The organism is Pseudomonas sp. NPDC008258 (assembly GCF_042956345.1).
GTDB lineage: Bacteria > Pseudomonadota > Gammaproteobacteria > Pseudomonadales > Pseudomonadaceae > Aquipseudomonas.
Genome location: NZ_JBIBGE010000004.1, coordinates 176,036 through 198,206 on the forward strand (window position 1 = coordinate 176,036; position 22,171 = coordinate 198,206).

Below are 22,171 nucleotides of genomic sequence, written 5' to 3' on the forward strand. Positions count from 1 at the left end.
CGCGTCAACACTGGCCCCGGCCTGCCCGTCGGGCCGACGGGCCGCCCGGCCGGTAACCCGGAGAGGCGAAAAATGCTTATAATGCCCAGCGTTTTCCGGTCCGCCGGACCTGCGTGCAATCCACTCCCAACCTGGACACCGAAAAGCCTTGATACGTCTGCTGAAGTTCTTCTGGTGGTCTTCCGTCGCAGTCATCTGCGCGCTCGTACTCGGTGTGAGCGGTGCGTTTCTGTATCTTAGCCCCAGCCTGCCCTCGGTCGAATCCCTCAGAAGCATCCAGTTGCAGATCCCCCTCAGGGTGTACAGCAGCGACGGTAAACTGATTGCCGAATTCGGCGAAATGCGCCGCTCGCCGATCCGTTTTGCGGAAATTCCGCCACAGTTCATTCAGGCGCTTCTGTCAGCCGAGGACGACAATTTCCTCAACCACTATGGTGTCGACCCCAGCAGCCTGATGCGCGCCGCAACCCAGTTGGTGAAAACCGGGCATATCCAGACCGGCGGCAGCACCATCACCATGCAGGTGGCGAAGAACTTCTTCCTCACCAGCGAACGCAGCTTCTCGCGCAAAACCAACGAGATCCTGCTGGCCCTGCAGATCGAGCGTGAGCTGACCAAGGACGAAATCCTCGAGCTGTACGTGAACAAGATCTACCTGGGCAACCGCGCCTACGGCATCGACGCCGCCGCGCAGGTTTACTACGGCAAATCGATCCGCGACGTGAGCCTGGCGCAGATGGCGATGATCGCCGGCCTGCCCAAGGCACCGTCACGCTTCAACCCGCTGGCCAACCCGGTGCGCGCCAAGGAGCGCCGCGACTGGATCCTCGGCCGCATGTACAAGCTGGGCAAGATCGACGAAGCCAGCTACCAGGCCGCCCTGGCCGAGCCGCTCAATGCCAGCTATCACGTGCCGACGCCTGAGGTGAACGCCCCTTACATCGCAGAAATGGCCCGTGCCGAAATGGTCGGGCGTTACGGCAGCGACGCGTACACCGAAGGGTTCCGCGTCACTACCACCGTGCCCAGCGACATGCAGGACATGGCCAACAAGGCCATCCTCAACGGCCTCTCCGACTACGACGAACGCCACGGTTACCGCGGCCCCGAAGCACGCTTCCCGGGCCGTACCCAGGCTGCCTGGCTGCAAGAGCTGGGCAAGCAGCGCATCCTTGGGGGGCTGGAGCCGGCCATCGTCACCCATGTCGAAAAAACCGGCCTCAAGGTTCTGACCCGGGACGGCCAGCAAGCCGAAGTTGCCTGGGACACCATGAAGTGGGCGCGCCCGTTCATCAATAGCAACGCCCAGGGCCGTACACCGCTGTCTCCGGCCGACGTGGCCCAGGTCGGTGACCTGGTGCGCCTGCAACGTCTGGACGATGGCAAGTTCAAGTTCAGCCAAGTGCCTGGCGCACAAAGCGCCCTGGTCACCCTCGACCCTTACAACGGCGCTATTCGCGCACTGGTTGGCGGCTTCTCGTTCGAGCAGAGCAACTACAACCGCGCCATGCAGGCCAAACGCCAACCGGGTTCGAGCTTCAAGCCGTTCATCTACAGTGCCGCACTGGACAGCGGCTACACGGCAGCCACCCTGGTCAACGATGCGCCCATCGTGTTCGTCGACGAGTCGGTGGACAAAGTGTGGCGGCCGAAGAACGACACCAACACCTTCCTCGGCCCGATCCGCATGCGTGAAGCGCTGTACAAGTCGCGCAACCTGGTGTCGATCCGCTTGCTGCAGGCCATGGGTGTAGACCGCACTATCGACTACATTGCCAAGTTCGGCTTCAACAAGCAGGACCTGCCGCGCAACCTGTCGCTGGCCCTGGGCACAGCTACCCTCACGCCGATGGAAATTGCCACCGGCTGGAGTACCTTTGCCAACGGCGGCTACAAGATCACCCCGTACCTGATCGACCGCATCGAAAGCCGCAGCGGCGAAACACTGTTCACCGCCAACCCGCCCCGCGTACCGCAAGGTGCCGAGGACCAGGCTGGCCTGGCTGCACCCGAACAACCGATCAGCACCGCAGCCATGCCAGGCGAAGCACCACCGGCCTTCAGCCAGGTAGCGACCGCACCACAGGCACCTGCGGTGGCCGAGCAGATCATCGATGGCCGCACCACCTACATCCTTACCAGCATGCTGCAGGATGTGATCAAGCGCGGCACAGGCCGTCGGGCGCTGGCCCTGGGCCGTACCGACCTGGCGGGCAAGACGGGTACCACCAACGAATCCAAGGACGCCTGGTTCTCCGGCTACAACGCCGATTACGTGACTACTGTATGGGTCGGCTTCGACCAGCCGGAAACCCTCGGCCGCCGCGAGTATGGTGGTACAGCGGCGCTGCCGATCTGGATGAGCTTCATGGGCGCAGCCCTCAAGGACAAGCCGGCGCATGCGCCAGCAGAGCCGGAAGGCATACTCAGCCTGCGTGTAGACCCGGTCAGTGGCCGTGCGGCATCGCCGAGCACACCGAACGCCTACTTCGAACTGTTCAAGGCCGAAGACTCGCCACCGTCGGTGGATGAGCTGGGCAATGGCGCAGCGCCGGGCAGCCCGCTGCCGGCAGACGAAGCGGCGCCGATGGATCTGTTCTAACAGGTCTCAAAGGCAACACCGCCCCTGTGGGAGCGGGCGTGCCCGCGAACACCGGCGCAGCCGGTGCCAGCCGCCGCGTTACATTCTTCGCGGGCACGCCCGCTCCCACAAGGGGTCGCGTCAGCCCGATACTTCGGCAAATAAAAAAGCCCCGGCTCTTGCGAGCCGGGGCTTTTTCATGTCGCTACAGCGGCAATCAGCCGTTGAAGACTTCATCCACGCTGTTCAGCGGGTAGTGCTTCGGATACGGCAGGGTAGCCACGCCGGATTCGATGGCGGCCTTGGCCACAGCGTCGGATACGACGGTGATCAGGCGTGCGTCCAGCGGCTTCGGAATGATGTACTCACGGCCGAATTCCAGGCCTTCAACACCGTAGGCTTCGCACACTTCCTTCGGCACTGGCAGCTTGGCCAGGTCCTTCAGGGCGATGGCAGCGGCAATTTTCATTTCTTCGTTGATGCGCTTGGCGCGAACGTCCAGGGCACCACGGAAGATGAACGGGAAGCCCAGTACGTTGTTGACCTGGTTCGGGTAGTCGGAACGACCGGTAGCCATGATCACGTCGCTGCGCGTGGCGTGCGCCAGTTCTGGCGAAATTTCCGGGTCCGGGTTCGAGCAGGCGAACACGATCGGGTTGGCCGCCATCGACTTCAGGCCTTCCGGGCTCAGCAGGTTCGGGCCGGACAGGCCTACGAACACATCGGCACCGTTCAGGGCATCAGCCAGGGTGCGCTTGTCGGTGGCGTGGGCGAACTGAGCCTTGTACTGGTTCAGGTCGTCACGGCCAGCGTGAATCACGCCGCTGCGGTCGATCATGTAGATGTTCTCGACCTTCGCACCCATGCTCACCAGCAACTTCATGCAGGAGATGGCGGCAGCGCCAGCACCCAGGCAGACGATCTTGGCGTCTTCCAGCTTCTTGCCGGCGATTTCCAGTGCGTTGATCATGCCGGCCGCGGTCACGATGGCGGTACCGTGCTGGTCATCGTGGAACACCGGGATGTCGCACTGTTCGATCAGGGTGCGCTCGATTTCGAAGCACTCAGGCGCCTTGATGTCTTCGAGGTTGATACCACCGAAGGTGATCGAGATGCGGCGAACGGTGTCGATGAATGCTTGCGGGCTTTCCGATTCGACTTCGATGTCGAACACGTCGATACCGGCGAAACGCTTGAACAGAACACCCTTGCCTTCCATGACCGGCTTGGAAGCCAGTGGGCCGAGGTCACCCAGACCGAGGATGGCGGTGCCATCGGAAATCACCGCAACCAGGTTGCCTTTGCCGGTGTATTTGTAAGCCAGCTCCGGATCACGGCCAATTTCACGCACGGGCTCAGCAACACCTGGGCTGTAGGCCAGGGCGAGGTCACGGGCGGTGGCAGTGGGCTTGGAGAGTTCGACGCTCAGTTTCCCCGGACGAGGTTGAGCGTGGTATTCGAGAGCGGCGGTTTTCAGGTCTGACATGGTGGGCATTCCGCTATTTACTGTTCTGACGGACCGCCGAGGATACGCAAAGAGCCGGGGAGTCACAAGACTGGTCGGTCACTTGTGTCAAGGCCTTTAGCCTACGACTTTACGCTAGAACCCACGGGGGCATACGGCTAACAGTGTGTACAATCAAATAGCGAAATGTCTACATCTTTTAGCCTGAAATACGCTCCAACATGCTCGGATCGGTCAATGGCAACACCCAGCGTCGCTGCCCGGGCTTCAGGCCACCCTTGCGGGAACGGTCCAGCACCCAGCCACGCGCTTCAACCTGGCGTCCCTTGAGATTATCGAAGAAGCTGGCGGGGAAGTTGCGCTGCAGACGAGCGGGAACCTGCAGTACCACCGTGTCATCCAGGTTCAGCCAGACGCCGCCACGGTTGCGGTCGATTCCTTTGATACGGCCAGCGACTACAGCGAACCCTGACTGCCTGACATCACTGGCACGCACTACGGGCGAACGGCGCCACAGGCCGCTACCGGCCTTGCGCGCCGCTTGCTCGGCTGCTTTCTGACAGCCGCTGAGGCGTACGTTGGGGGCAACGGCCACGCGGTAGCCCAAGCCCTCGCTGAGCAACTGTGCTTCCAGATTGTCGCCATTACGCCCGTAGATATGCGCCAGTGTGCGGCCATATTTGTCCTTGCCTTCCACGCCAGGCACCAGCCCGACACGCCCGTCACTGGCCTTGACCAGTGCCTGAAGGCGCCGCTTGGCGGCCTCGGCATAGGGCTCGCTGGTACGGCCGTTGCGGCCGATTTCCGGGGCATTGATACCAATCAGCCGTACGCTGCGGCCATCGGCCAGGCGCAAGGTATCGCCATCCACCACCTGGCGCACCAGCACCTGTTGTGGCTGGTCCGGCAGCGGGCAGAACGCCATGGCGGGAACGTGCCAGATGACGCCCATAAAAAAAGCGCCCACAAGGGGCGCCTTTTTTTGCAGCACTGCGAAACCCGAGGGGTTCGCCATGCGCATGATTACTTCTTGGTACCGAACATACCGAAGCGATCGGCGAACTTCTGTACGCGGCCGCCGGTGTCCAGGACTTTCTGCTTACCGGTGTAGAACGGGTGGCACAGGTTGCAAACGTCGATCGACAGGACATTGCCCAGGGTCGAACGGGTTTCGAACTTGTTGCCGCAGCTGCAGGTGACTGCAACTACTTCGTAGTTCGGGTGGATACCTTCTTTCATGGTCACTTCCTCGAGCTGCGTGCCGCCACCCAACACCAATTGTTGAATACCGCACGTAATTAGGCGGCGAATAATACCAGAGCACAGCGCCAGCGCAAGGTGTCGCTTGCACCGACCGTCGTCTGCTAGGCTCGCCAGTTCTTGTAACGCCCTCCGAGACTTTTTGCGTGTCCGACGTCATCCTGCGCCTTGCCCTGCCCTCCCCGCTGCGTCGCCTGTTCGACTACAAGGCGCCAGCGAGCATGGCGCGCCAGACCTTGACCCCGGGCATGCGCATTCGCGTGCCATTCGGCCGTCGCGAAATGATCGGCGTACTGGTAGAGGTGTGCGCACAAAGCGAAGTGCCTGCCGACAAACTCAAGCCCGCCAGCGCCCTGCTCGACCCGGTATCCGCCATTCCCGCGTCGCTGTTCAAGCTGTGCCTGTGGACCGCCCAGTACTACCAGCACAGCCTGGGCGACACCCTGAGCTGGGCCTTGCCCACGCTGCTGCGCCAAGGCGAACCCGCCGAAATGCGCCAGGAACGCTTCTGGCACATTGCCCCCGGTGCCCGCCTGGAAGACCCACGCATCGCCCGTGCACCGCGCCAGCGCGACGCCCTCAAGACCCTGGCCCAGCACCCGCATGGTGTGGCCCACAGCCTGCTGGCCAAGCTCAACCTGAACAAGGACAGCCTCGACCTGCTGCTGGCCAAGGATCTGGTACAGATCGAAGTCCGTCGCCACCTGCCGGCCCTGCGCCATGAACACTGGCTGGCGCAGCCGGAACTGCCCCTTAACGAGGAGCAACGCGACGCCTTCGACGCCGTACGCGAAGGCTTTGGCAGCTTCGGCGCGTTTCTGCTGGCCGGTGTCACCGGCAGCGGCAAGACCGAGGTCTACCTGCAACTGATCCGCGAAACCCTGGAGGCCGGCAAGCAGGCACTGGTGCTGATCCCGGAGATCAACCTCGGCCCACAGACCCTGGCGCGTTTCGAGCAACGCTTCAACGCCCGCATTGCCCTGCTGCATTCGGCGGTGAACGACCGCGAGCGCCTGGACGCCTGGCTGGCGGCGCGGGACGGCGAGGCCGACATCATCATCGGCACCCGTTCAGCCTTGTTCACGCCCATGAAAAACCCCGGCCTGATCATCATCGACGAGGAGCACGACGGCTCCTATAAACAGCAGGAGGGCCTGCGCTATCACGCACGCGACCTGGCACTGGTGCGCGCCCATCAGGAGAACATCCCGATCCTGCTCGGCTCCGCCACGCCGTCGCTGGAAACCTTGCACAACGCCCTTACCGGCCGCTACCGCCTGCTGCGCATGAACCAGCGCGCTGGCGGCGCACGCCCGCCACGCATGCTGCGGCTGGATGTAAAGAGCCTGCCACTGGACAGCGGCATCAGCGGCCCGTTGCAACAGGCCATCCGCCAGACCCTGGAGGCGGGCCAGCAGGTGCTGGTGTTCCTCAACCGCCGCGGTTTTGCCCCGACCTTGCTGTGCCACGATTGTGGATGGCTGTCCGAATGCCCGCGCTGCGATGCGCGCATGACCGTGCATCAGCGTTCCGGCGTACTGCGCTGCCACCACTGTGGCTATGACGAACGCCTGCCGCACCAGTGCCCGCAGTGCAACCACGTTGACCTGCGCCCGGTCGGTGCTGGCACAGAGCGCGCCGAAGAACGCCTGAAGGTGCTGTTTCCGGACTACCCGATCCTGCGGGTAGACCGCGACAGCACGGCGCGCAAGGACGCCATGCACAACCTGTTCAGCACCATCCAGCGCGGCCAGCCGAGCATCCTTGTCGGCACGCAGATGCTTGCCAAGGGCCACCACTTCCCACGTGTGACCCTGGTAGCCATCCTCGATGCCGATGGCGGGCTGTTCTCCGGCGATTTCCGCGCCAGCGAGCGCATGGCGCAGCTGATCGTGCAGGTAGCCGGGCGTGCCGGGCGCGCCGAAGAGCCCGGCAAGGTCATCATCCAGACCCATCTGGCAGACCACCCGCTGCTGGTGCAGCTCACCGAGCAGGGCTACTTCGCTTTTGCCGAACAGGCCCTGGATGAACGCCGCGCCGCCGGGCTGCCGCCTTACTCCCACCTGGTACTGTTGCGAGCCGAGGCGCACAAGCCGGGGCAGGCCGAAGGCTTCCTCGACGAAGCGTGCGCTGCCGCCGAGCGCCTGGTGGCCGAGCAGCGCTTGCCGGGTATCGAACTGCTGGGCCCGGTACCCGCCCCCATGGAGCGTCGGGCCGGGCGCTACCGCGCGCAACTGTTGATTCAGGCCAATACCCGGGCGCCTTTGCATCGACTGATCAGCGCCTGGTTGCTAGTGTTGGAGCAGATGCCGAGCGGGCGCCAGGTCCGTTGGTCACTGGACGTCGACCCGGTCGACCTTTACTGAGCTGCAGCCCAAAGGTTGGCAACCCGCTCCCGGCAACGGATAATGCCCAGTTTTTCCACCTGCGCATCCAGGCGCTCACCGCGCTTGCGGTCGAAAAGAGATCCCCATGAAAGACACCATTCGCCAGCTGATCCAGCAAGCCCTCACCCAACTCGTCACCGACGGTGTGCTGCCTGAAGGGCTGTCGCCGGCGATCCAGGTGGAAAACGCCCGGGACAAGACCCACGGCGACTTCGCCAGCAACATCGCCATGATGCTGGCCAAGCAGGCGGGCATGAAGCCGCGCGACCTGGCCGAAAAACTGATCAATGCCCTGCCGGCCAGCGCCGACATCAGCAAGGTCGAGATTGCCGGCCCGGGCTTTTTGAACTTCTTCCAGAATACCGACGCCCTGGCCAATCGCCTGGACGCCGCCCTGGCCGACGCCCACCTGGGCGTGCGCAAGGCCGGTGCGAGCGAAAAAGTCGTCATCGACATGTCGGCACCGAACCTGGCCAAGGAGATGCACGTCGGCCACCTGCGTTCGACCATCATCGGGGACAGCGTGGCTCGCGTACTGGAGTTCCTGGGGGACAACGTGATTCGCCAGAACCATGTGGGCGACTGGGGTACCCAGTTCGGCATGCTGATGGCCTATCTGCAGGAAAACCCGATCACCAGCGACGAGCTGTCGGACCTGGAAAACTTCTACCGCGCGGCCAAGAAGCGCTTTGACGAGTCGGAAGAGTTCGCCACCCGCGCCCGCGGCCTGGTGGTCAAGCTGCAAGCCGGCGACCCGGACTGCCTGGCCCTGTGGACACGCTTCAAGGACATCTCGCTGTCGCACTGCCAGAAGACCTACGAGCTGCTCAACGTCAAACTGACCATGGCCGACGTGATGGGCGAAAGTGCCTACAACAACGACCTGGCCAACGTGGTGGCCGACCTCAAGGCCAAGGGCTTGCTGGTCGAAGACCAGGGCGCGCAGTGCGTGTTCCTCGAAGAATTCAAGAACAGCGAAGGCGAACCACTGCCGGTCATCGTGCAGAAAGCCGACGGCGGCTACCTGTACGCCACCACCGACCTGGCTGCGGTACGCTACCGCAGCAACGTGCTCAAGGCTGACCGCGCCCTGTACTTCGTCGATCAGCGCCAGGCCCTGCACTTCAACCAGGTGTTCGAAGTGGCGCGCCGTGCAGGCTTTGTCGGCCACCCGATGCAAATGGAGCACATGGGCTTCGGCACCATGAACGGCGCCGACGGCCGCCCGTTCAAGACCCGTGACGGCGGCACCGTGAAGCTGATCGACCTGCTCACCGAGGCCAAGGAGCGCGCCTACGCGCTGGTCAAGGAAAAGAACCCGAGCCTGGCCGACGAAGACCTGCGTCACATCGGCGAAGTGGTGGGCATTGGCGCAGTGAAGTACGCCGACCTGTCCAAGCACCGCACCAGCGACTACAGCTTCAACTTCGAACTGATGCTCAACTTCGAAGGCAACACCGCCCCTTACCTGCTGTACGCCTACACCCGCGTGGCCGGTGTATTCCGCAAGCTGGGCAAGGGCTTTGACGAAGTTGACGGCAACATCGTGCTACAGGCTCCCCACGAGCAGGACCTGGCTGCACGCCTGGCGCAGTTTGGCGAAATCCTCAATAACGTCGCCGACAAGGGCACACCGCACGTGCTGTGCAGCTACCTGTACGACCTCGCCGGCCTGTTCTCCAGTTTCTACGAGAACTGCCCGATCCTCGCTGCAGAAACCCCAGAGCAGCAGCAAAGCCGCCTGCGCCTGGCCGCCCTGACCGGCCGCACCCTCAAACAAGGTCTGGAACTGCTCGGCCTGGAAACCCTGGAGCGCATGTAAGTTGGCTGCCAAGAAGAAACCCGCCCCCAAGCGCGGCGCCAGTCGTCAGACGGCGCCGGCCAAGCAGCCGATCCCCGGCTGGGTATGGATGGCCGTCGGCCTTACCGTAGGCGCATTCATCGTATTCCTGATGAAGCTCGAGCCGGGTGGCGAAGACATCAAGCGCACCAAACCCGAGCAGCAGAAGCCGGAGAAAGTGGTCGAGGCCGGCAAGCCGGCCCAGGCCACCCCGCAGCAGCCTGTGAAGCCGAAATACGACTTCTACACGTTGCTGCCGGAGTCTGAGGTAATCGTGCCGCCAGAGGCCGTTCCCGAGAAGACGCCACCAGTGCCCGCCCAGCCGGTGGCCCCGGTAACGCCGGCAGAAGCGGCGAAGATCGACACCGCACGGGCCCAGGCGGCGTTGCTGGGCCAGACCCCACCACCGGCACCGCCGGTGATCAAGCCGGCCGCGACCACCCAGTACTTCCTGCAGGCCGGCTCGTTCCGCAAGCAGGCCGATGCCGACAAGGTCCGCGCGCAGATCATCCTGCTGGGCCAGGCGGTGAAGGTGGAGTCGGGTACGGTCAAGGATGAAACCTGGTACCGCGTACTGGTCGGGCCGTTCAGCAACCGCGAACAGCTGACCGGGGCACAGAAACAGCTGGCAGGGGCAGGGTTCGCCAACCTGTTGCTGCAACAGCGCCAGACCCGCCAGTAACCTTTCAACAGGGGCGCTTTGCGCCCCAGCCTTCTCAACCCCGCCCCGCATTCCTCTCGGAAACCTGGCTGTTCAACGTCCAGAAGTCATACAGCACCCCCACCAGGAACAGCCCGCCGGTAAAGAAGTAGATGATCGCGGTAATCCACTTGCCCTGATACAGCCGGTGCAGGCCAAACACCCCAAGGAAGGTCAGCAGCACCCAGGCGATGTTGTAGTCGATGCGCCCGGACTGGAACCGAAGGTCAGCCTCACGGTCCATGGACGGGATCAGGAACAGGTCGATCAGCCAGCCAATGCCCAGCAGCCCCAGGGTAAAGAACCAGATGGTGCCGGTGACGGGCTTGCCATAGTAGAAACGATGCGACCCGGTGAAGCCGAAAATCCACAGCAGGTAGCCGATGACCTTGCTGTGAGTGTCGTGATAGGGCGCCCCCTGTTCATAACTGTTCATTCATAGCCCTCTTGGGTTATCCAAAAATTTTCTAAAAAAAAATGTGACTTTCTCGTCGCAGGCCGACGTATGGCACGTGGGCAATCGACCAACGGATCAAATAATGATCAAAAAGCTGTTATAAAGTTGCGCGCCCAACACATAACTATTCATAAGAGCTTCATCTATGCCGCCTTTATTCAAGACATGGCTGACCCTCTGTCTATTATTGCCCCTGGCCGCCCACGCCACCAATCGTGAGCAACGTCTTCCCAATGGTTTCACCGGCTACACCACCAATGCCTCGGTGAAACACGCGCCGGTCAAGCAGACCACCCTGCGCGCACGCCCAGGCAACGCTGCAAGCAGCCGCGGTGTGCCGGTGGCTGCCATGTCGCCGAAACAGAGCAGCGATGTGCTCAGCCGTGCGGTGAATGTGCTCGGCACCCCCTACGTTTGGGGTGGCAGCAGCCCGAAAAAAGGCTTCGACTGCAGCGGGCTGGTCAAATACGCCTTCAACGATGTCGCAGACGTCGACCTGCCGCGCACCTCCAATGCCATGGCCCAAGGCCACGGCGTGAAAGTGGCCAAGGGCGACCTGAAGCCTGGTGACCTGATTTTCTTCAACATCAAGAGCCGTCGGGTGAACCATGTTGCCATCTACCTGGGCAACGACCGCTTCATCCATGCGCCGCGGCGTGGCAAGCGGGTGAGCATCGACACCCTGAGCAAGCCTTACTGGCAGAAGCACTACGTAGTGGCCAAACGGGTGCTACCGAAAGAACAGCAACAGCTGAGCCTGGCCAAGCGCTGAGCTGATCGGCGTTATCCTGTTCCGGCCTCTTCGCGGGCGCGCCCGCTCCCACAGGTACGTCGCCCCTCTCACGGGAAACGCCATACCTGTGGGAGCGGGCGTGCCCGCGAAAGGGCCGGCACTGGCACTATAAATCGCTGATCACCCCCCTTTCCCTCAACCCCCGCAAAGCCCCCTCCATCGTCCGCATCCCCTCCGCCGCCCCCGCCTGCATCACCGAACACAACTGCGCCATCCGCCCTTCCCGCACCAGATTACGCACCGCCGGCGTCGCCACCAGCACCTCCCTTGCCGCTACCCGGCCCCCGCCTTCACGCCTGACCAGCACCTGCGCCACTACCAGCCTTAGCGATTCCGCCAGCATGGCCCGCACCAACGGCTTTTCCTCGGCTGCAAACACGTCCACCAGGCGATCAATACTGCCCGCCGCCGAACGCGTATGCACAGTCGCCATTACCAGGTGCCCGGTCTCGGCCGCGCGCAAGGCCAGGCGAACGGATTCAAGATCACGCAACTCACCGATCATGATCACATCCGGGTCCTGGCGCAGCGCACTGCGCAGCCCTTGGGCGAAGCCGCCGCTATGGCGGCCAATCTCGCGCTGGTTGATCAGGCTGCGCTGGCTGCTGTGGATAACTTCGACCGGGTCTTCGAGGGTGATGATGTGCAGCGCCCGCTCGCGGTTCAGCTGGTCGAGCAACGTCGCCAAGGTGCTGGACTTGCCACTGCCGGTAGGCCCACCTATCAGGATCAGGCCATCACTGCATTGCGCAACAGCTTGATACACATCTCTCAGGTCAAGTTCATCCAGCGTGGCGATCCCCCTCGGGATCAGCCGAAAAGTAACCCCGGGGCCATTCAGTTGGCGAAACAGGTTCAGCCGAAAGCGGCCAAGTGTGGGGACCTCCAGCGCCAGGTCCAGCTCATCGCCCTGTGCCCACTGCTGTCGTTGGTGTTCAGCCAGCAAGGGCGCCATACCCTCGGCCAGGCCTGCCGGCACCAGAGCCGGCATGTTCATCCGCTGCAACTCGCCCTCCAGGCGCAGCATCGGTACCTGGCCCGCCGCCAGGTGCAGGTCCGAAGCCCCCGCCTGCACGGCCTGGGCCAACAGTTCAGTCACATCCATGAGACTCCCCAAAGGCCTTCAAGTAGGTAGAATGCCGCAGACCCTACAGCCGTCGGCATCCGTCCATGTCCACCCTAGCAGACAACCTTTCCGCTATTTCCGCCCGTATCGCCAGCGCTGCCCAGGCTGCCGGGCGTGATCCGGCCAGCGTCCAGCTGCTGGCCGTGAGCAAGACCAAACCCGCCAGCGCCATCCGCGAGGTCCACGCTGCCGGTGTGCGCGATTTCGGGGAAAACTACCTACAGGAAGCGCTGACAAAGCAGCAGGAACTCGGCGACTTGCCCTTGATCTGGCACTTCATCGGCCCCATTCAGTCGAACAAGACCAAAGCCATCGCCGAGCATTTCGACTGGGTACATTCCGTGGACCGCCTGAAAATTGCCCAACGCCTGTCCGAGCAGCGCCCTGCCGGGCTGGCGCCACTGAACATCTGCCTGCAGGTGAACGTCAGCGGCGAAGACAGCAAGTCCGGCTGTGCTCCCGCCGATCTTCCGGCCCTGGCCAAGGCCGTGGTCGCGCTGCCAAACCTGCGCCTGCGCGGGCTGATGGCAATCCCCGAACCCACTGATGACCGCGTGGCCCAAGAGGCCGCCTTCGCAAGCTTGCGTGCCTTGCAGGAGGGCATGGACCTTGGCCTGGACACGCTGTCCATGGGCATGAGCCACGACCTGGAAGCGGCAATTGCACAGGGCGCGACCTGGGTGCGTATCGGTACCGCCCTGTTCGGCGCCCGCGACTACGGTCAAAACTGATTGCATGCTTTACTCACTCTTTCCCACAAGGACCTGACATGAGCAACACTCGTATTGCCTTCATCGGCGCCGGCAACATGGCCGCCAGCCTGATCGGTGGTCTGCGTGCCCAGGGCCTGGACGCCTCGCAGATCCGCGCCAGCGACCCGGGCGCCGAGACCCGCAGCCGCATCCAGGCCGAGCACGGTATCGAAACCTTCGAGAACAACGCCCAGGCCATCGACGGCGCCGATGTGATCGTGCTGGCGGTCAAGCCGCAAGTCATGAAAGCCGTGTGTCAGGCCCTGCAACCCAACCTGCACGATGGCCAGCTGATCGTATCGATCGCCGCCGGCATCACCTGCGCCAGCCTGCAAAGCTGGGTAGGCCCCCGCCCGGTGGTGCGCTGCATGCCCAACACCCCGGCGCTGCTGCGCCAAGGCGTGAGCGGCCTTTACGCCACCGCTGAAGTGTCCGACGGGCAACGCCAGCAGGCCGAACAACTGCTGTCTGCGGTGGGCACGGCCTTGTGGCTGGAGCAGGAACAACAACTGGACGCTGTGACCGCTGTGTCCGGCAGCGGCCCTGCGTATTTCTTCCTGCTGATCGAGGCCATGACCGCTGCAGGCGAAAAACTTGGCCTGCCGCGTGAAACCGCGTCCCAACTGACCTTGCAGACCGCGCTTGGCGCTGCCCGCATGGCAGTTGCCAGCGATGTCGATGCCGCCGAACTGCGTCGCCGCGTCACCTCGCCCGCAGGCACCACGGAAGCAGCGATCAAGTCGTTCCAGGCCAGCGGCTTCGAGGCCATCGTCGAGCAGGCACTGCAGGCTGCGGCCACGCGCTCCGCCGAGCTGGCCGAACAACTGGGCAAATAAGGAGCTTTAGATGAATGCACTGTCCGGCGCCGCGATCTTCGTGGTGCAAACCCTGGTCAGCCTGTACCTGGTGATCGTTCTGCTGCGCTTCGTCCTGCAACTGGTCAAAGCCAACTTCTACAACCCGCTGTGCCAGTTTGCGGTGCGTGCCACCCAGCCGCTGCTCAAGCCGATTCGTCGGGTCATCCCCAGTGTGGCCGGGCTGGACACCTCGTCGCTGCTGTTGGCCATCGTTATCCAGGCCCTGCTGATGGGCTTCGTGCTGATGGTCACCTATGGCACCTTCGGCGACGTCCTGCACCTGCTGATGTGGGCGATCATCGGCATCACCTCGCTGTTCCTGAAGATCTTCTGGGTGGCGATGATCGTGATGGTGATCGTTTCGTGGGTCGCGCCCAATAGCCATAACCCCGCAGCCGAGCTGGCCTACCAGATCAGCGAACCGGTGCTGGCACCGTTCCGCCGCATCGTGCCCAACCTGGGCGGCATGGACATTTCGCCGATCTTCGCCTTCCTGGCAATCCAGGTGATCCAGTCGTTCGTCATGCCCCCTCTGGCTGCCTACGCAGGCATGCCACAAGAACTGTGGCGCATGATCTGACCCTGGTTGCTTCCAGCGGCAAGCCTTTGCTTGCCGCTGGGGGTAGCGCTCTTTAGACTTACGCCTCCGTCAAGCGTGAGCAGGGTCGATGTCCACTGTCTTTCCCGAAGATTCCGTCGGTCTGGTAGTACCGCAAACCGCCCGGTTCGATGAACCGCTGGCACTGGCCTGTGGCCGTTCACTGGCCAGTTACGAGCTGGTCTACGAGACCTATGGCACCCTGAACGCCAGCGCGAGCAACGCCGTGCTGATCTGCCATGCCCTGTCGGGCCACCACCACGCCGCTGGCTACCATGCCGCCACCGACCGCAAGCCGGGCTGGTGGGACAGCTGCATTGGCCCCGGCAAGCCGATCGACACCAACCGTTTCTTCGTGGTCAGCCTGAACAACCTCGGCGGCTGTAACGGCAGTACCGGCCCCAGCAGCATCAACCCGGCAACCGGCAAACCTTATGGCGCCGACTTCCCGGTGCTGACTGTTGAAGACTGGGTGCACAGCCAGGCACGCCTGGCAGACCGCCTGGGCATTGCACAATGGGCAGCCATCGTCGGCGGCAGCCTTGGCGGCATGCAGGCGCTGCAATGGACCATGACCTACCCCGAGCGTGTACGCCACTGCGTCGACATCGCCTCGGCACCCAAGTTGTCGGCGCAAAACATCGCCTTCAACGAGGTGGCACGCCAGGCCATCCTCACCGACCCCGAATTCCACGGTGGCTCGTTCCAGGACCAGGGCGTGATCCCCAAGCGCGGCCTGATGCTGGCGCGCATGGTTGGCCACATCACCTACCTGTCCGATGACTCGATGGGTGAAAAATTCGGCCGTGAGCTTAAAAGCGACAAGCTCAACTACGACTTCCACAGCGTCGAGTTCCAGGTAGAAAGCTACCTGCGCTACCAGGGCGAGGAGTTTTCCGGCCGTTTCGACGCCAACACCTACCTGCTGATGACCAAGGCGCTGGACTACTTCGACCCGGCTGCCAGCCAAGGCGGCGACCTGGCCGCCACCCTGGCCCACGTCAAGGCGGATTACTGCATCATGTCGTTCACTACCGACTGGCGCTTCTCGCCGGCCCGTTCGCGCGAGATCGTCGACGCCCTGATGGCGGCGCGCAAGAACGTCTGCTACCTGGAGATCGACTCGCCTTATGGGCACGATGCCTTCCTGATCCCCACGCCTCGCTACATGCAGGGTTTCTCGAACTACATGAACCGCATTGCCATCTGAGGACAGCATGAGAGCCGATCTGGAAATCATCCACGACTGGATCCCCGCCGGCAGCCGGGTACTCGACCTGGGCTGCGGCAGCGGCGAACTGCTGGCCTCGCTGCGTGACCGCAAGCAGGTCACCGGCTATGGCCTGGAGATCGACGCCGACAACATCGCCGCCTGCGTGGCGAAGGGCGTCAACGTCATCGAGCAGGACCTGGACAAAGGCCTGGGCAACTTCGCCAGCAACAGTTTCGATGTAGTGATCATGACCCAGGCCCTGCAGGCCGTGGAGTACCCCGACCGCATCCTGGATGAGATGCTGCGCGTGGGCCGCCAGTGCATCATTACCTTCCCCAACTTCGGCCACTGGCGCTGCCGCTGGTACCTGGCCACCAAGGGCCGCATGCCGGTGTCGGACTTCATGCCGTACACCTGGTACAACACGCCGAACATCCACTTCTGCACCTTTGCCGACTTCGAAGAACTGGTGCACGAGCGCAGGGCCAAGGTGCTCGACCGCCTGGCTGTCGACCACTTGCACCGCAACGGGTGGGGTGGGCGGCTTTGGCCTAATCTTCTAGGTGAGATCGGCATCTATCGCGTCAGCAGCCCGGGCCTGCAAGAGCACCAGCTCGCAGTCTGACGCCCACCGGAGGAATCGCCCCATGCGTCGCCTAGCCCTGTTCCTGATCAGCCTGTGCCTGGCCTTGCCGGTACTGGCTGCCGATGCCGCCCGGCCCGAGCGCAAGGAAGTGTTTGGCGACGTGACGGTGCATTACAGCGCATTCACTTCGAGCATGCTTACACCCGAGGTGGCTGCCGCCACCGGCCTTGTACGCAGCAAGAACCAGGGCGTGCTCAACATTGCCGTGCTCAAGGCCAACAAGCCAGCCCCGGCGCTTGTCAGCGGAACGGTCAAGGACCTGACCGGGCGTACTAGCCCGCTGTCGTTCAAGCAGATTACCGAACAGGGCGCGGTGTACTACATTGCCCAGTTCAAGATCGAACAGCCAGAAACCGTCACCTTCGACCTGAATATCGAAACCGGCGGCATCAGCAATTCCCTCAGCTTCAACCAGGAAGTTTTCCCCGGCGAATGATGAATTTCCAGCAACTCGTATTGGCCAGCCATAATGCTGGCAAACTCAAGGAACTGCAGGCCATGCTCGGCCAGTCCGTGCAGCTGCGCTCGATTGGTGAATTCAGCCAGGTCGAGCCGGAAGAAACCGGCCTGTCGTTCGTCGAGAACGCCATCCTCAAGGCGCGCAACGCCGCACGTATCTCCGGCCTGCCGGCCTTGGCCGACGATTCCGGCCTGGCGGTGGACTTCCTCGGTGGTGCGCCGGGCATCTACTCGGCGCGCTACGCCGACGGCAAGGGTGACGCGGCCAACAATGCCAAGCTGCTCGAAGCCCTGAAAGACGTGCCCGAAACCGAGCGCGGGGCGCAGTTCGTCTGCGTACTGGCTTTGGTGCGACACGCCGACGACCCGCTGCCGATCCTGTGCGAAGGCCTGTGGCACGGCAGCATCCTGTTCGAGGCCAGCGGCGAGCACGGCTTTGGCTACGACCCGCTGTTCTGGGTGCCGGAGCGCAACTGCTCCAGCGCCGACCTGGCCCCGGCGGACAAGAACCAGCTCAGCCACCGCGCCCGTGCCATGGCCCTGCTGCGCCAACGTCTGGGCCTGGCATGATCGCAACGCTGTCCACCCCCGGCGCGGCGGGTTTCACCAGCCTGCCGCCGCTGGCGCTGTACATCCACATTCCGTGGTGCGTACGCAAGTGCCCTTACTGCGACTTCAATTCCCACGCTGCCGGGCCTGAACTGCCGGAAGACGCCTACGTCACAGCACTGCTGGACGACCTTGATCAGGAGCTGGCCGCCGTACAGGGCCGCCCCATCAGCTCGATCTTCTTCGGTGGCGGTACCCCCAGCCTGTTCAGTGCCAACGCCCTGGGCCGGCTGCTGCGCGGCGTGGAGCAACGCATCCCGTTCGCGCCGGACATCGAAATCACCCTGGAGGCCAACCCAGGCACGTTCGAGCAGGACAAATTCAAGGCCTACCGGCAAACCGGCATCAACCGCCTGTCCATCGGCGTGCAGAGCTTCCAGCCAGCCAAGCTGGAGGCGCTCGGGCGCATCCACAACGGCGACGAAGCGGTGCGTGCTGCCGGCATGGCGCGTGCGGCCGGTTTTGACAACTTCAACATGGACCTGATGCACGGCCTGCCCGACCAGTCCCTGGATGATGCGCTGGGCGACCTGCGCCAGGCCATCGACCTGGGGCCGACGCACCTGTCGTGGTACCAGCTGACCGTGGAACCGAACACGGTGTTCTGGAACCAGCCGCCTGAGCTGCCCGAGGACGACATCCTCTGGGATATCCAGGAGGCCGGCCAGGCACTGATGGCCGAGCACGGTTTCCGCCAGTACGAGGTATCGGCCTACGCCCAAGCGGGCCGCGCTGCCCGGCACAACCTGAACTACTGGCGCTTCGGTGACTTCATCGGGATCGGCGCCGGCGCCCACGGCAAGCTGACTTTCGCCGACGGGCGCATCCTGCGGACCTGGAAGACCCGCCTGCCCAAGGATTACCTGAACCTGGCCAAACCATTCAAGGCCGGGGAGAAACTGCTGCCGGTCGACGAACTGCCGTTCGAGTTCCTGATGAACGCCCTGCGCCTGACCGATGGCGTGGAAGCCGAACTGTTCACCCAGCGCACCGGCTTGCCACTGGAGCAACTGCGCGAGGCACGCCGCGCCGCCGAACAAAAGGGCCTTTTACAGGTCGAACCGGATCGACTGGTGGCCACGCCAAGGGGCCAGTTGTTCCTCAATGACCTGCTGCAGTATTTCTTGACCTAAGGATGACCCATGGATCTGGTACTTGATCTGCTTGCGACGGTTTCCCGCTGGAGCCGCGGTAACCTGTCGGAGATTTCACTGGCCTTGGTAGGCTGCCTGCTGGTGCTGTTCGGTAGCGATGTCAAAGCCTGGGCCGAGCAACGCATTGGTGGCCTGGCGGGCGCCCTGCGCGTGCCGTTCATGGCGCTGATGGTGATGATCGGCAGCGGTGCGGCGCTGATCTATGCCACGCCGTGGGTGGTGAAGGGGTTGAGCCAGTTCAACAACTACGCGCTCGCGCCGGTGCTGTTGGTAGTGCTGGTGTTGATTGGTGTGGTGGCTGATCGCCGAGGGTAATCACTGCTAAAAGCTGCCCCGGAGTACCAGGGCAGCCCTACCACCTGACTAGCCTTTAACGGGCATCATCGAAGTGGTCGCGCATGAAGTCCCGAACGGTCTTGAGCACAACCAAGATCCGGACAAGCTTCCAGACGCGGCTCAGCGCATCAAGCAAACGCTTCATATGCCTTGGCCTCCGTGTTGGCGGGCCAATCTTCCAGCATCTAACCGGCACTTCGATGCCTTCGAAAACAGTGCGAGTGCTTTCGGTGAAGTGGCCAGGTTAATGGCCCTTCGAAGACAGCTGCCGGCACGGTTCTCAGGCCATGTCGAAGGGGCCGGAAAGCAGAATTCTTCTCCTACCCGGCCCATCACCGATCACATCTACACAGGAGCAACGTGATGATACTTGGGATCTGCGTGCAAGACTGTTAAGGGTTCCGACACACGTAATGCCGGATGTTTCGCAGCATTGACGGCCTCTGCCAGCCTACTTAAGATATTTTTGCAGTGCGGGTGTTTTCGGTGATATCCCAGAGCGAAGGATACTCAGTCCTGCCGCTCACAAAAAAACCGCCTTTCTCAAGGCGGTTTTTTTCGCCTGCATTTCTGCAAGCACCAGCACATCGAAAGGCCGTATCAGCCGATCAATCCACCTTCTCGAACTTCAAATCCCACACCCCATGCCCCAGTCGCTCGCCGCGGCGTTCGAACTTGGTGATCGGTCGCTCTTCCGGGCGCGGCACGTAGGTGCCATCGGCCGCACGGTTGCGATAGCCCGGGGCAGCGCTCATCACTTCCAGCATGTACTCGGCATACGGCTCCCAGTCGGTCGCCATGTGGAACACGCCACCAGGCTTGAGCTTGCGCCGTACCAGTTCGGCGAACTCCAGCTGCACGATGCGGCGTTTGTGGTGACGCGCCTTGTGCCACGGGTCGGGGAAGAACAGCATCAGGCGGTCGAGGCTGTTGTCCGCCACACAGCGGTTCAGCACTTCGATGGCATCGCAGTCATACACCCGCAGGTTTTTCAGCCCCTGGGTCAGCACGCCGTTCAGCAGCGCGCCAACGCCCGGGCGGTGCACTTCCACCCCGATGAAGTCCTGCTCAGGCGCAGCAGCCGCCATCTCCAGCAGGGAATGGCCCATGCCAAAGCCGATCTCCAGGGTGCGCGGCGCCGAACGGCCGAACACCTGGTCGTAGTCCACCGCGCTGTCGGCCAGCGGCAGGATGTACAGCGGGCCGCCCTGGTCCAGGCCGCGTTGCTGGCCTTCGGTCATGCGCCCGGCGCGCATCACGAAGCTCTTGATGCGGCGGTGTGGGCGGGCGTCGCCGTCGGCGGCGATCGGCGTATCTTGCGAGTCAGTCATCTGGGGCTCTTACTTGATCAGACCATCCAGCGGCGAAGAGGCGCTGGCATAGAGTTTTTTCGGCATACGGCCGGCCAGGTAGGCCATGCGACCGGCGACGATGGCGTGCTTCATGGCCTCGGCCATCAGCACCGGCTGCTGCGCGTGCGCAATAGCCGAGTTCATCAGTACTGCCTCGCAGCCCATTTCCATGGCGATGGTGGCGTCGGAAGCGGTACCCACGCCGGCATCGACCAGCACTGGCACCTTCGATTCTTCAAGGATGATCTGCAGGTTGTAGGGGTTGCAGATACCCAGGCCGGTACCAATCAGGCCAGCCAGCGGCATGACCGCGATGCAGCCGGCTTCGGCCAGCTGGCGGGCGATGATCGGGTCATCGCTGGTGTACACCATCACGTCGAAACCTTCCTTGACCAGTACTTCGGCAGCCTTGAGGGTCTCGATCACGTTAGGGAACAGGGTTTTCTGGTCAGCCAGCACCTCCAGCTTTACCAGGGTCCGCGACTCATGGGACTTGTAGCCCTCGAGCAGTTCACGGGCCAGGCGGCAGGTACGCACCGCCTCGACGGCGTCAAAGCAACCGGCGGTATTGGGCAGGATGGTGTACTTGTCGGGCGAAAGCACATCGAGCAGGTTCGGCTCGCCCGCATTCTGGCCAAGGTTGGTCCGGCGCACGGCCACGGTGACGATCTCGGCACCCGAGGCCTCGGTCGCCAAGCGGGTTTCTTCCATGTCACGGTACTTGCCGGTGCCAACCAGCAGGCGCGACTGGAAAGTGCGCCCGGCCAGGATGAAGGGCTTGTCGCTACGAACGTTGCTCATCGTTGTTCCTCGGGAATAGGTTGCAGGGCTTGCTTGTGAACCGCCGGGCTGCTGTCAGCCGCCACCGATGGCGTGGACCACTTCGACCTGGTCGCCGTCGTTCAGCAGCGTGCTGTCGTGCTGGCTACGCGGCACGATGTCCAGGTTCAGTTCCACGGCAATGCGGCGCCCGGTCAGCTCCAGGCGCGCCAGCAGGGCTGCAACGCTCTCGCCGGCAGGCAGTTCGTAAGGTTCACCGTTCAGTTGAATGCGCATGCGCACGGCCACCATTGTTCTTTGGGGCCCGCATTCTAGCGCCGAACCGCCCTGCAACCCAAGGGCGGTGCGCGCCATTAGTCGCGATTGTGGACCAACCGGTCAGCCCAGCCGCCAGGCTGCCAGGCCCAGGCACAACCAACCGGCGAGGAAGCACAGGCCGCCAATCGGGGTGATGATGCCGAGCTTGCCGATGCCGCTGAGGGTCAGCAGGTACAAGCTGCCGGAGAACAGCACGATACCCAGCGCAAAAAGGCCGCCTGCCCAGCCGACCAGGCGCCCGGGCAGGTGCGCCGAGAGCACGGCAACGCCAAAGATCGCCAGCGCATGCACCAGCTGGTAGGTCACGCCGGTGTGGAAGATAGCCAGGTAGTCGGCCGTCAGCCGGCTTTTCAGGCCATGGGCGGCGAAGGCGCCCAGGGCGACCCCGGTAAAGCCGAAAAAGGCGGCAAGCATCAGGAAGCTGCGAAGCATGGGACGACTCCTTGTATCGGGTCTGTATAATGGCCCCTTCCACCCGTACGGCCAAG

At 63.1% G+C, this 22,171-nt stretch carries 23 protein-coding genes; 14 read left to right on the plus strand and 9 right to left on the minus strand.

The features are described from left to right. Nucleotides 1-148 precede the first annotated feature (148 nt). Nucleotides 149-2,602 carry a PBP1A family penicillin-binding protein gene (locus tag ACFY9W_RS04835; protein WP_391126487.1) on the plus strand — a complete coding sequence of 818 codons (2,454 nt, stop codon included), beginning with the start codon at nucleotides 149-151 and terminating at the stop codon, nucleotides 2,600-2,602. Between the two features lie 196 nt (nucleotides 2,603-2,798). On the opposite strand, the gene ACFY9W_RS04840 is transcribed toward ACFY9W_RS04835, so the two are convergent. From ACFY9W_RS04840 to rpmE, 3 genes are all read right to left on the minus strand, one after another. Continuing rightward, nucleotides 2,799-4,067 carry a malic enzyme-like NAD(P)-binding protein gene (locus tag ACFY9W_RS04840; RefSeq protein WP_391126490.1) on the minus strand — a complete coding sequence of 423 codons (1,269 nt, stop codon included), beginning with the start codon at nucleotides 4,065-4,067 and terminating at the stop codon, nucleotides 2,799-2,801. 178 nt (nucleotides 4,068-4,245) lie between these two features. Beyond that, nucleotides 4,246-5,067 (minus strand): thermonuclease family protein, encoded by an 822-nt coding sequence (locus tag ACFY9W_RS04845; RefSeq protein ID WP_391126493.1) that lies wholly within the window; start codon nucleotides 5,065-5,067, stop codon nucleotides 4,246-4,248. A gap of 2 nt (nucleotides 5,068-5,069) precedes the next feature. After that, nucleotides 5,070-5,285, minus strand: a complete 216-nt coding sequence (gene rpmE, locus ACFY9W_RS04850; RefSeq protein WP_012274639.1) for a 50S ribosomal protein L31 — start codon at nucleotides 5,283-5,285, stop codon at nucleotides 5,070-5,072. A 167-nt stretch (nucleotides 5,286-5,452) separates the two neighbouring features. Here rpmE and ACFY9W_RS04855 point away from each other — a divergent pair, with 167 nt between their 5' ends. The 3 genes from ACFY9W_RS04855 (at nucleotide 5,453) to ACFY9W_RS04865 (ending at nucleotide 10,215) form a co-directional block, all read left to right on the plus strand. Further along, nucleotides 5,453-7,672, plus strand: coding sequence for a primosomal protein N' (locus tag ACFY9W_RS04855; protein ID WP_391126497.1), 2,220 nt, complete (start codon nucleotides 5,453-5,455; stop codon nucleotides 7,670-7,672). A 106-nt stretch (nucleotides 7,673-7,778) separates the two neighbouring features. Next, the gene (gene argS / locus ACFY9W_RS04860; protein WP_391126500.1) at nucleotides 7,779-9,515 is read left to right on the plus strand and encodes an arginine--tRNA ligase; all 1,737 of its coding nucleotides are present in this window, start codon (nucleotides 7,779-7,781) and stop codon (nucleotides 9,513-9,515) included. Between the two features lies 1 nt (nucleotide 9,516). Continuing rightward, nucleotides 9,517-10,215 carry an SPOR domain-containing protein gene (locus ACFY9W_RS04865; RefSeq protein ID WP_391126503.1) on the plus strand — a complete coding sequence of 233 codons (699 nt, stop codon included), beginning with the start codon at nucleotides 9,517-9,519 and terminating at the stop codon, nucleotides 10,213-10,215. A 34-nt stretch (nucleotides 10,216-10,249) separates the two neighbouring features. Here ACFY9W_RS04865 and ACFY9W_RS04870 read toward each other — a convergent pair whose 3' ends face one another. Continuing rightward, a complete protein-coding gene (locus ACFY9W_RS04870) occupies nucleotides 10,250-10,669 on the minus strand; it encodes an NINE protein (protein ID WP_391126506.1) in 420 nt (139 codons plus the stop codon). Between the two features lie 166 nt (nucleotides 10,670-10,835). Between ACFY9W_RS04870 and ACFY9W_RS04875 the strand changes: the two genes are divergently transcribed. Next, nucleotides 10,836-11,462: an NlpC/P60 family protein gene (locus tag ACFY9W_RS04875; RefSeq protein ID WP_391126509.1), complete on the plus strand. Its 627-nt coding sequence runs from the start codon at nucleotides 10,836-10,838 to the stop codon at nucleotides 11,460-11,462. Nucleotides 11,463-11,589: 127 nt separating this feature from the next. Here ACFY9W_RS04875 and ACFY9W_RS04880 read toward each other — a convergent pair whose 3' ends face one another. Beyond that, entirely contained in the window at nucleotides 11,590-12,588 is a 999-nt protein-coding gene (locus tag ACFY9W_RS04880) for a PilT/PilU family type 4a pilus ATPase (RefSeq protein ID WP_391126513.1), read from the minus strand. A 65-nt stretch (nucleotides 12,589-12,653) separates the two neighbouring features. On the opposite strand from ACFY9W_RS04880, the gene ACFY9W_RS04885 reads away from it, so the two are divergent. From ACFY9W_RS04885 to ACFY9W_RS04925, 9 genes are all read left to right on the plus strand, one after another. Continuing rightward, the gene (locus ACFY9W_RS04885) at nucleotides 12,654-13,340 is read left to right on the plus strand and encodes a YggS family pyridoxal phosphate-dependent enzyme (RefSeq protein WP_391126515.1); all 687 of its coding nucleotides are present in this window, start codon (nucleotides 12,654-12,656) and stop codon (nucleotides 13,338-13,340) included. Between the two features lie 38 nt (nucleotides 13,341-13,378). Then, nucleotides 13,379-14,197 carry a pyrroline-5-carboxylate reductase gene (gene proC, locus ACFY9W_RS04890; protein ID WP_391126518.1) on the plus strand — a complete coding sequence of 273 codons (819 nt, stop codon included), beginning with the start codon at nucleotides 13,379-13,381 and terminating at the stop codon, nucleotides 14,195-14,197. A gap of 10 nt (nucleotides 14,198-14,207) precedes the next feature. Further along, complete coding sequence (locus ACFY9W_RS04895) at nucleotides 14,208-14,798, plus strand: YggT family protein (RefSeq protein ID WP_391126521.1); 591 nt, start codon at nucleotides 14,208-14,210, stop codon at nucleotides 14,796-14,798. Nucleotides 14,799-14,886: 88 nt separating this feature from the next. After that, nucleotides 14,887-16,026: a homoserine O-acetyltransferase gene (locus ACFY9W_RS04900; RefSeq protein ID WP_391126524.1), complete on the plus strand. Its 1,140-nt coding sequence runs from the start codon at nucleotides 14,887-14,889 to the stop codon at nucleotides 16,024-16,026. Between the two features lie 7 nt (nucleotides 16,027-16,033). Further along, nucleotides 16,034-16,654 carry a methionine biosynthesis protein MetW gene (gene metW, locus ACFY9W_RS04905; RefSeq protein ID WP_003249106.1) on the plus strand — a complete coding sequence of 207 codons (621 nt, stop codon included), beginning with the start codon at nucleotides 16,034-16,036 and terminating at the stop codon, nucleotides 16,652-16,654. Nucleotides 16,655-16,676: 22 nt separating this feature from the next. Further along, nucleotides 16,677-17,111: a DUF4426 domain-containing protein gene (locus tag ACFY9W_RS04910; RefSeq protein ID WP_391126527.1), complete on the plus strand. Its 435-nt coding sequence runs from the start codon at nucleotides 16,677-16,679 to the stop codon at nucleotides 17,109-17,111. Further along, nucleotides 17,108-17,704: an RdgB/HAM1 family non-canonical purine NTP pyrophosphatase gene (rdgB, locus tag ACFY9W_RS04915; protein ID WP_391126530.1), complete on the plus strand. Its 597-nt coding sequence runs from the start codon at nucleotides 17,108-17,110 to the stop codon at nucleotides 17,702-17,704. The genes ACFY9W_RS04910 and rdgB overlap by 4 nt, the downstream gene beginning before the upstream one ends. After that, a complete protein-coding gene (hemW, locus tag ACFY9W_RS04920) occupies nucleotides 17,701-18,876 on the plus strand; it encodes a radical SAM family heme chaperone HemW (RefSeq protein ID WP_391126534.1) in 1,176 nt (391 codons plus the stop codon). The genes rdgB and hemW overlap by 4 nt, the downstream gene beginning before the upstream one ends. Nucleotides 18,877-18,885: 9 nt before the next feature. Further along, nucleotides 18,886-19,212: a DUF3392 domain-containing protein gene (locus ACFY9W_RS04925; RefSeq protein ID WP_284353117.1), complete on the plus strand. Its 327-nt coding sequence runs from the start codon at nucleotides 18,886-18,888 to the stop codon at nucleotides 19,210-19,212. 629 nt (nucleotides 19,213-19,841) lie between these two features. On the opposite strand, the gene trmB is transcribed toward ACFY9W_RS04925, so the two are convergent. From trmB to ACFY9W_RS04945, 4 genes are all read right to left on the minus strand, one after another. Beyond that, nucleotides 19,842-20,564: a tRNA (guanosine(46)-N7)-methyltransferase TrmB gene (gene trmB / locus ACFY9W_RS04930; RefSeq protein ID WP_391126537.1), complete on the minus strand. Its 723-nt coding sequence runs from the start codon at nucleotides 20,562-20,564 to the stop codon at nucleotides 19,842-19,844. Between the two features lie 9 nt (nucleotides 20,565-20,573). Continuing rightward, nucleotides 20,574-21,386 (minus strand): thiazole synthase, encoded by an 813-nt coding sequence (locus tag ACFY9W_RS04935; protein WP_201201348.1) that lies wholly within the window; start codon nucleotides 21,384-21,386, stop codon nucleotides 20,574-20,576. Between the two features lie 54 nt (nucleotides 21,387-21,440). Further along, on the minus strand, nucleotides 21,441-21,641 hold the full coding sequence (thiS, locus tag ACFY9W_RS04940) for a sulfur carrier protein ThiS (protein ID WP_346643053.1): 201 nt from the start codon (nucleotides 21,639-21,641) through the stop codon (nucleotides 21,441-21,443). A 102-nt stretch (nucleotides 21,642-21,743) separates the two neighbouring features. Next, nucleotides 21,744-22,115: a DUF423 domain-containing protein gene (locus ACFY9W_RS04945; RefSeq protein WP_391126541.1), complete on the minus strand. Its 372-nt coding sequence runs from the start codon at nucleotides 22,113-22,115 to the stop codon at nucleotides 21,744-21,746. Nucleotides 22,116-22,171: the final 56 nt, after the last annotated feature.